The following is a 9,032-nucleotide window of genomic DNA, read 5'->3' on the forward strand; positions in this document are numbered from 1 at the left end:
GCGGGGGTCTCCAGCTCGCCGGGGGCCGTGGACTCCTGGTTCATCGGGCACCTCCGGCGGCGGCGATCCGGCGGATCTCGACACGGTCCGCGCCCGTGCCGAACACGGCGACCGGCTCCGAGTGCTCGATGGCCGCCCTGACGTTGGGCAGGTCCACCGCGTCGCGCCGCACGGTCGGCGAGGCGACCACGTAGTCGAGGTCCCGCCAGCCGCGCGGCATCGTCTTCGTCACCGCCGGGTCCAGGTCGGCCTTGTAGAACCAGATGACGCCGAGCCCCGGCCGGTACCCGGCGTGCACCAGGTCCAGCCACATCGCGTCGTCCACCAGCACCCGGGTGCCGCCCGGGTCGGCCACCTCGGTGGCCATCCAGTGCGACGCGGCCTCGTAGGGGGCGTTGGCGTCGGTGGTGACGGCGGTGCGGACGCCGTCGTACCAGCGGGGCACGACCTGGGCGCAGGCGGCGAGCGCGAGGGCGGCGGCGAGCGCGTACCGGGCGTACCCGACGGACCGGCGTTCGGTGCCGGACCGCCACCGGCGCAGTACGGCGTGGGCGACGCTCGCGGTGCCGCCGGCGAGGACGAGCGCGAGGAACGGCAGCGCCTGGATCACGTACATGGCGGGCAGGTAGCCGTTCGGGCGCAGGGCGAGCGCGGCGAGGATCGCCACGGCGAGCGCCGGTCCGGCGAGCGCGCGGGCGGTGACCGACCAGCGCCAGGTGGCGAGCAGCAGCAGCGCGCCGGCCAGGCCGCCCAGCGGCAGCACCCGGTCGTAGTACAGCCAGGACCGCAGGACGCCCCACGAGCCGGAGCCCCGGTCGAGGATGAACCCCGAGCCGGGTCTGGTCAGCTGGTACCGCACGCCCTCCCACAGGGAGACGTGCCCCTCACCCGGGAACAGCTCGCCCTTGAGCAGGGCGAACAGCGGGTACGAGAACCCGATCAGCACGCAGGCCGTGACGGCGCCGGTCAGCGCGAACTTGCGGGTGTCCCGGTGGCTGTGCAGCCATGCGGTGACGAACAGGGCGGGCAGGACGACGAGCATCGTCTCCTTGGTGAGCACCGCCGTGGCGGCGGCGACCCCGGCGCCGAAGTGGTGCCAGAGGTGGCGGCTCGGGGAGGCGGCGAGGGTGAACGCGAGCAGCGTCCACATCACCGCGAGGTTGTCGAGGAAGATCTCGCGCTGGAGCACCACCGACAGCGGGGACAGCCCGAACAGGAGCATGCCGAGGCCGGCCGCCCAGCGGGGCAGCGCGAACCGCCGCCCGAGGACGTAGACGAGGACCGCGCTGATCGCGCTGACCAGCAGCATCACGGCCCGCATGGTGCCGACGGTCATCGACTCGGGGCTGATCACCGCGGGGATCCAGGTCAGCACGGCGAGCTGGATCCAGCCGAGCGGCGGGTGGTCGTACCAGTAGGTGTAGTGGGCGAGGCCCCGGCCCTCCTGGACGGCCCAGGCCTGGGCGAGGTACGTGCCCTCGTCGTCGCTGAGGGCCGGGTAGGAGCCGATGTTCCAGCCCTGGACGACGAGGATCGCCACCAGCAGGACACCGCACAGGAGGAGGTCGGAGCGGGAGGAGCGCAGACGGCCCGGCGCTCCCGGTGGTCCCGGCGGCCGCCGGGGGCGGGCGGGGCCGGCCCCGGTGGGCCCCGTCGTGCCGGTGGGCCCCGCGGTCCCGGTGGTCCGGTTCCGGGCAGCGGCCGGCGTCTCCGCGGCGTTCGCCGCGGGGAGGGTGGAGGTCACGCGAGGACGTCCTCTCGGGTCACGTCGTCCGCGGCGAGGTGCGCGCCGACATGCGTGGTCAGCTCCCAGTCGTTGCGCCCGCGGTGTTCGCGCCAGACGGCGCGGATCGCGGCGCCGGCGAGGAGCACCTGGTAGAAGGGGCCGCCGGCGACGAGCTTGAGGTAGTGCGTGAAGCGGACCCGGAGCCCGTACTGCCTGCCGAAGTCGTGCAGCCCGACCACCTCGAACACGAAGGTGACCAGGGCGGTGACGGCCGGCAGGAAGGTGACGAAGGCGATGCCGACGGGCACGTCGAGCAAGAGCGCGACCGCCACGTTCAGCGGGATGACCACTCCGGTGAACGCCTGCAGGAACGGTGTCGTCAGGGTGTAGCGGGCCAGCATCCGCTGCCCGAACCCGGGCAGCTGCTTCCAGTCCTTCTTCCGGTACACCTGGAGGAAACCCTGGTTCCAGCGGGTGCGCTGTTTCAGCAGCGACATCAGCGACCCGGGGGTCTCCTCCCGGGTCACCATGTCGGAGTCGTAGGCGACGACGACCCGCTTGCCCACGCTGGAGAGCCGGACGCCGAGGTCGCAGTCCTCGGCGAGGCAGTCGGGGTCCCAGCCGTCCGCCGCCCGCAGCACGTCGGTGCGGACGAAGACCGTGTTGCCGCCCAGCGGAATGAAGCCCTTCTGCGCGTGCAGGTGGAGCCGCGAGCGGAACCAGAAGAAGTACTCCAGGCAGTTGCGCAGGCTGTACCAGCTGGAGTGGAAGTTGATCAGCTGCACCCCGCCCTGGACGACGTCGGCGCCCGTGGAGCGGAAGGCGTGGTCGACGTGGGCGAGCAGTTCCGGATGGACCTGGTCCTCGGCGTCGAAGACCCCGACGACGTCGCCGCGGCAGTACGGCAGCGCCGTGTTCATGGCCTTCGGCTTGTTCTTCTTCTCGTGCGTGTCGACCACGACCCGGACGCGCGGGTCGCGCGCGGCCGCCGCCTCGGCGACCGCGGCGGTCTCCGGGTCGTCGTGGCCGACGATCACGATGATCTCGAAGTCGGTGTGGCTCGACTCCAGCAGCCGCTGGATGGTGTGGTCGAGCACCGCCTGCTCGTGCCGGGCGGGTAACAGCAGCGAGAAGGACCGGTGCTCCCCTCCGTCCGGACTGCTGAACCGGGTGGAGGCCAGCACTTCCGGCGTGCGCCAGGCGTGCATCTGCCACCACAGGGTGAACGCGGCCATCCAGAACAAGGCCAGCGAAACGACGGAGATGAACACAGACGTGAGCAAAAGATCCCCCCAGATCCCGTATCCCCCGGCGCGTGACGGCGGACCACTCGTACGACGGTCCGCCTGTCACGTCACCGTGCAGACATTAGGGGGGAGGTGTGAAATCCGGGAGGTGTTCGGATAAAGAACCTGTTGCCTGCCGTTGCTCGGAGCGACCGGTTGGCCCGGATCGAGCCATCCTGCGGCGGTTTCCCTCACCCGCCGGCCGACTCCACGGTCAACTCGGCTTTCAGCAGGCGGCGTTGGGGCCGACCACCGGTCGTCCCGGCCGCTCCGACCGCCCCGATCGCCCCGATCACTCCGTCCGCTCCGGCCGCATCAGCCTCCCAGGGCCGCGCTCAGCCGGTCGGGGTCGGTCGTCGGCACGTCACAGGTGAAGTTGCGGCAGACGTACGCGGCCGGTTTCCCGTCCACCAGGGGCCGGTCGGCCAGCAGCGGGAACTCGTCGCTCCCCGGCGTCCCGACGGCGACCACCGCGCCCGGGGCGGTGCCCAGAAGCGCCCTGCGGTGCAGGGCCGCGGTCGCCGGGTCGTCGAGTGCCGGACCGGTCACCGCGACCTCCCGCGGACCGTCCAGCGCGGCCTCGGCGACCGCGAGCCCCCAGCCGACGAACCGCGGCACCCGCGGACCGAGCGCCCTCACCACGCCCAACGCCCTCTCCGCGGCGGTGCGGTGGGCCGCGGAGCCGGTCTGCGCCGCGTACCCGAGCAGCGCCCCGGCGGCGGCCGTCCAGCCGGACGGGACGGCGTTGTCCGTCGGGTCCTGCGGGCGCCGGATGAGCCGCTCGGCGTCGGACGCCGTGTCGTACAGGGCACCGGACTCCGGGTCGGCGAAACGGGTCAGCACGTGGTCGAGCAGCAGCCCGGTGAACTCCAGCCACACCCCCTCCCCCGTCACCGAGGCCAGCGCGAGGAAGCCCTCGGCGACGTCGGCGTAGTCCTCCAGGACCCCGGCGTTGCCGCCGACCCGGCCGTCCTTGCTGGTCCGGGCGATCCGGGCGTGGTCGTCGAGGTGCACCCGGACCAGCAGGTCGGCGGCGGCGACGGCGGCCTCCGTCAGGTCCGGCCGGTCGAAGTAGGCGCCGGTCTCGGCGAGCGCGGCGACGGCCAGCCCGTTCCAGGCGGCGACGACCTTGTCGTCCCGGCCGGGAGCGGGACGGGTGCCGCGCGCCGCGAGCAGCCGCTCCCTGATCCCGCCGGGGCCGGCGATCCGCCCGGCGTCGAACACCTCGTCCTGCTGGGGCAGCTGGAGCACGGAGGCGCCCTCCTCGAAGGTGCCCTCCCCGGTCACCCCGAAGTACCGCGCGGCGAGTTCGGCGTCCTGCTCGCCGAGCACCTCCCGCAGCTGCGCGGGCGTCCACACGTAGTACGCGCCCTCGACGTGCCGCCCCGTGCCGTCGTCGCTGTCGGCGTCGAGCGCGGACGCGAACCCGCCCTCCGGCGTGCTCAGTTCGCGGACCATGAAGTCGGCGGTCTCCAGCGCGACCCGGCGCGCGAGCTCCGAGCCGGTGGACCGCCAGAGGTGGGCGTAGGCGCGGCACAGCAGGGCGTTGTCGTAGAGCATCTTCTCGAAGTGCGGGACCACCCAGTCCCGGTCGACGGAGTAGCGGGCGAAGCCGCCGCCGAGCTGGTCGTAGATCCCGCCGCGCGCCATCCGCTCGGCGGTGTCCCGCGCCATCTGCAGGGCGCCCTCGGCGCCGGTGCGGGCGTGGTGCCTGAGCAGGAACTCGATCACCATGGACGGCGGGAACTTCGGCGCCCCGCCGAATCCGCCGCGCTGCGGGTCGTACTCCCTGGTCAGACCGAGCAGCGCCTGCGACTGCTGCTCGTCGCCGGGCGGCCGCGCCTCGCCGTAGGAGATCTCCCGTCCGGCCAGGTCCCGCACGATCTTCCCGGCGACCTCGGCGACCTCGTCCCGGCGCTCGTCCCACGCCTGGTGCACGCCCTGGAGCAGCTGCCGGAAGGACGGCATGCCCTGGCGGGGCTCGGGCGGGAAGTAGGTGCCGAAGTAGAACGGCTCGGCGTCCGGGGTGAGGAACACCGTCATCGGCCAGCCGCCCTGACCGGTCGCCGCCTGCACGGCCTCCATGTAGACGGCGTCCACGTCGGGGCGCTCCTCCCGGTCCACCTTGACCGGCACGAAGCGCGCGTTCAGGTAGTCGGCGGTGGCCCGGTCCTCGAACGACTCGTGGGCCATGACGTGGCACCAGTGGCAGCTCGCGTACCCGACGCTCAGCAGGACGGGCACGTTCCGTTCGCGCGCCTCGGCGAAGGCCTCGTCCGACCAGGGCCACCAGTCGACGGGGTTGTCGGCGTGCTGAAGGAGGTAGGGGGACGTCTCGTGGGCCAGTCGGTTCGGCATGCTTCCATCCTGCCCCAGTACCGGCCCGGCACCACCGCGCCCGTGCGCCCGCCCGCCGTCCGCGCCCCGGATGCCCGGCGGGGTGGTGGGCAGGGCGGCGGGCGGGCGTCCCGCACGGATCACCGGACATCCCCCCTGCGGGGCCGCCCCCTCGGTGATCCGTCGACGGCGGAGGGCCCGGCCGCCGGGCGGACCGGTCCACCCGGCGGCCGGGCGGGTCCTCCAGCGGGCCGGTCCGTCCGGTGACCAGGCGGGGCCTCACCCCGTCCCGCCCCCTCCCCGAAATGTGGCGTGTACAGGACATCAAGCGCGCGCATAACCGGAGAGGCCCTCGGGGAAGGGACGGGAGCGACCCCAGGACACCCGGACGCACCGGGTGCGACCGGGCCGCCGGAGGGGGACTGGCATGCGGGACGGTCATCGTGCGGACGCCGAGCGGCTGCTGGCGCGGGCGGTGGAGGAGGAGGTGCGCCGGTCGGGCGGGCGCACCGACGGGAAGGTGCTGCTGTCCCGGGCGCGCGGCGCCCTGGACGCGATGGCCCGGACGGCGGCCGAGGAGTACGAGGCGTACACCCGCGCCCTGGACGAGGCGGCGGCCGGCCGGCTCACCTTCCGCCAGCGGTACGCCCGGGAGGGCGCCGGGACCCCGTTACTGGTGGCCGGGGTCGCCGGGGCGACCGCCGTGGTCACCGACCTCCTCCTGGGCACCGGGACCGGTGCGGCGCTCGGCGCGGGCGTGGCCGTCGGAGCGGCCGGGGCGGCGGCGACCGTGCTGAAGGTGGTGGGCGCGCACGTGCCCGCCGCCCACCACCGGGCCGGCGCGGTGAGCCAGCCGGGCGGCCCGGAGCAGCTGCGGCTGCAGTGGCTGACGGCACTGGAGGTGCGCGGCATCCGGCCGTTCCTGGACCAGCAGCGGATGCTCGCCGCGTCCACCGGGCCCCGGCGGACGGGGCCGCGGCTGCGCGGCGCCGACAAGAGCGCGGCGGCCCGCGGGCGCACCGTGCTCGCGCAGTCGTTCGGCCACCTGCCCGAGCCGGTGGGGACGTTCGCGGGGCGGCGGCGGGAGATGGAGCAGATCCGGCAGTGGGTGCGGGCCGCGCGCGCGAGCACGGAGACACGGCCGACGGTGGTGGTGCTGTACGGGGCGCCCGGCAGCGGCCGCACCACGCTCGCGGTGCGCGCCGCGCACGACCTGAAGGACCACTTCCGCGGCGCCTGCGTGGTCGATCTGCACGCCGACAGCCCCGGTGAGGCGCCGCTGCCCACCCGGGACGCGCTGCTGCACCTGCTGAACCGGCTGGGGGCGCCCCGCGAGCAGCTGCTGTTCCGCGAGCGGTCCTCGCCCGACCAGCAGGTCGGACGGCTGAGCGAGCTGTACCACCGGCATGTGGCGGGCATGCCGGTGACGGTCGTCCTCGACGACGCCGCGGACCCGCAGCAGGTCCGCACCCTGCTGCCGGAGCGTTCCGACAACCTGGTCCTGGTGACCTCCCGGGCGCCCCTCGGCCTGCCGGACGACCTGCCGGCCCGGGTCCACCAGCTGCCGGTGGAGGCGCTCGGCCCGGCGGAGTCGGAGGAGGTCCTGACCGCCGTCGCGCAGGACCCGCCCGGCGCCCGCGACGCCGAAGCCGCCGACCGGATCCGGGAGCTGTGCGGCGGGCTGCCGCTGGCCCTGCGCATCGCCGGCTCCTCGCTGGGCGCGCGCTCGCCGCGCGCACTGGCCTCGGAGCTGAGCGCCTACGGGCCGGTCGACCCGGTCGAGCGCGCCCTGTGGCTGCGCTACACCGACCTGCCCGAAGCCCCGCGGCGGCTGCTGCGGCGGCTCGCGCCGGCGGGCCGGGTCTCGCTGGGCTCGGCCGCGGCGGCCGCGGTGCTCGGCACCGACGAGGCCGAGGCGCGGCGGCATCTGGAGGCACTGTCCCGGGCCGGTCTGATCACCCCGGTGCGGCAGGGCCGCCACCGGCTGCACGACCTCGTCCGCGCCTTCGCGCTGGCCCGTCTCCTCGACGAGGAGGACCCGGCCGAGCGGGCCGCGGCACAGGAACGGCTGATCGTGAACTACGCCGAGCTGGCCGACTCGGTGCTGCGGCTGGTCGACGGGAACATGTCGACCCGCTCGGACCGCTTCGGCCCGTACGGCTTCACGTCGCCGGACGAGGCGCTGCGCTGGCTGGACGACGAGTCGAGCTTCATCACGGCGACCCTGCGGCACGCGGAGGGCGTCGACCGCGGGGCGGTGCTGAACCTCCTCGGCGCCCTGTGCGACTACTGCCTGCTGCGCGGCGACCTGTACCGGCTCGGGGAGATCAGCGAGCTGGCCCGGACCGTGGACGAAGGGCTGCTGGTGCGTTCGGTGCAGTGGCGCACCGGTATCGCGGCCCGCCAGCTGGGCGAGCTGGACAAGGCGCGGACGACCCTGACCTCGGTGATCGACCTGTACCGGGAGGCGCACCACGACGCGGGCGCCGCACGGGCCCTGACCTCGCTGGGCATCACGCTGCACCACCAGGGCGACCTGGCGGAGGCGTCGGCGCGGCTGCGGGAGGCGATGGACCTGCAGTCCGCGCCCCGGCTGGCCACCGACCGGGCGTGGACGATGCACGCGCTGGCCGCGGTGGAACGCGACCGGGCCCGGCTGTCCGAGGCCCTGGACCTGCTCACCGAGTCGCTGGCGCTGCACCGCGCGGGCGAGTCCCTGCACGGCCAGGCGTGGGCGCACTTCCACCTGGGACAGCTGAACCTGCGCACGGGCGACGTCCCCCGCGCGCAGGCGGAGCTGCGCACCGCGCTCGAACTGTACGGCCGGACCCGTGACGCCCGGGGCGAGGCGTGGGCGCTGACCCAGCTGGCCCGCGCCCCGCTGGGCGAGGGGGACGCCTCACCGGCCGTGGAGGACCTGCGCCGGGCCGCCGCCCGGCACCGGGACAACGAGGACGCGCGCGGGGAGGCGTGGACGCTGTACTACCTGGGCCAGGCGCTGGAGGAGACCGGCGACCTGGACCGGGCGGTGCGCGAACTGGAACGCTCCCGCACCATGTTCTCCCGGATGCGGGACGTGTACGGGCTGGCCTGCGCCCGGCACCACTCGGCCCGCGTCACCCGCGACCAGCGGGCCGCGCAGACCGGTTCGCTGCGCAACTCCGGCTTCGCCCGTCAGCTGCTGGTCGACGCCCGCGCGGACTTCCGGCGCATCGGGGTGGCCCACGGCGAGGCGTGGACCTGCCTGGAGCTGGCGGTCGTCGACGCCGGCAACACCCGCACCCCGCAGGCACTGGCCCTGTGCGACGAGGCGGCGGCGCTCTTCGCGTCCTACGGGGACCGGCGCGGCGAGGACTGGGCCCGGTTCCTGCGCTGCACCCTGCTCCCGTACGCGGCCCCGGGCGGCACGGAGGTCGGTACGGCGGTGGCCCAGGAGGAACTGGCCCAGCTCGGCCGGACCGCGCACGCCGCCCGCGACGGGAAGCTGGGCGACAGCGTGGACGCCTACCGGCTGCTGCTGGAACGGGGGGTGAGCCTGGAGGCGGGCTGGCAGGCCTGGCGCCTGGGCATGGTCCCCGGCCGCCACGCACGCGAGGTGATGGGCGTGCCCGTGGGGTCGCGGACGCGGGGCGGCCCGGCGGGGTGACGCCGGCGCGAACCCGGTCCTCGCGGCCGGCCGCGAG

At 74.8% G+C, this 9,032-nt stretch carries 4 protein-coding genes; 1 reads left to right on the top strand and 3 read right to left on the bottom strand.

Translation table 11 applies throughout. The features are described from left to right. Positions 1–40: 40 nt before the first annotated feature. The 3 genes from AOK18_RS10355 to AOK18_RS10365 form a co-directional block, all read right to left on the bottom strand. Positions 41–1,744, bottom strand: a complete 1,704-nt coding sequence (locus tag AOK18_RS10355; protein ID WP_055694124.1) for an ArnT family glycosyltransferase — start codon at positions 1,742–1,744, stop codon at positions 41–43. Next, positions 1,741–3,009, bottom strand: a complete 1,269-nt coding sequence (locus tag AOK18_RS10360; RefSeq protein WP_055694125.1) for a glycosyltransferase — start codon at positions 3,007–3,009, stop codon at positions 1,741–1,743. Before AOK18_RS10360 ends, AOK18_RS10355 begins: the two co-directional genes overlap by 4 nt. Before the next feature lie 318 nt (positions 3,010–3,327). Next, a complete protein-coding gene (locus tag AOK18_RS10365) occupies positions 3,328–5,370 on the bottom strand; it encodes a thioredoxin domain-containing protein (RefSeq protein WP_055694126.1) in 2,043 nt (680 codons plus the stop codon). A 406-nt stretch (positions 5,371–5,776) separates the two neighbouring features. Here AOK18_RS10365 and AOK18_RS10370 point away from each other — a divergent pair, with 406 nt between their 5' ends. Next, a complete protein-coding gene (locus AOK18_RS10370; RefSeq protein ID WP_055694127.1) occupies positions 5,777–8,995 on the top strand; it encodes a tetratricopeptide repeat protein in 3,219 nt (1,072 codons plus the stop codon). Positions 8,996–9,032: the final 37 nt, after the last annotated feature.

The organism is Streptomyces prasinopilosus (assembly GCF_001419695.1).
GTDB classification, from domain to species: Bacteria; Actinomycetota; Actinomycetes; order Streptomycetales; family Streptomycetaceae; genus Streptomyces; species Streptomyces prasinopilosus.

Bases quoted from the DNA above. Each gene is read 5' to 3' on its own strand.
- AOK18_RS10370 (WP_055694127.1), top strand. From the start codon at position 5,777: ATGCGGGACGGTCATCGTGCGGACGCCGAGCGGCTGCTGGCGCGGGCG.
- AOK18_RS10365 (WP_055694126.1), bottom strand. From the start codon at position 5,370: ATGCCGAACCGACTGGCCCACGAGACGTCCCCCTACCTCCTTCAGCAC.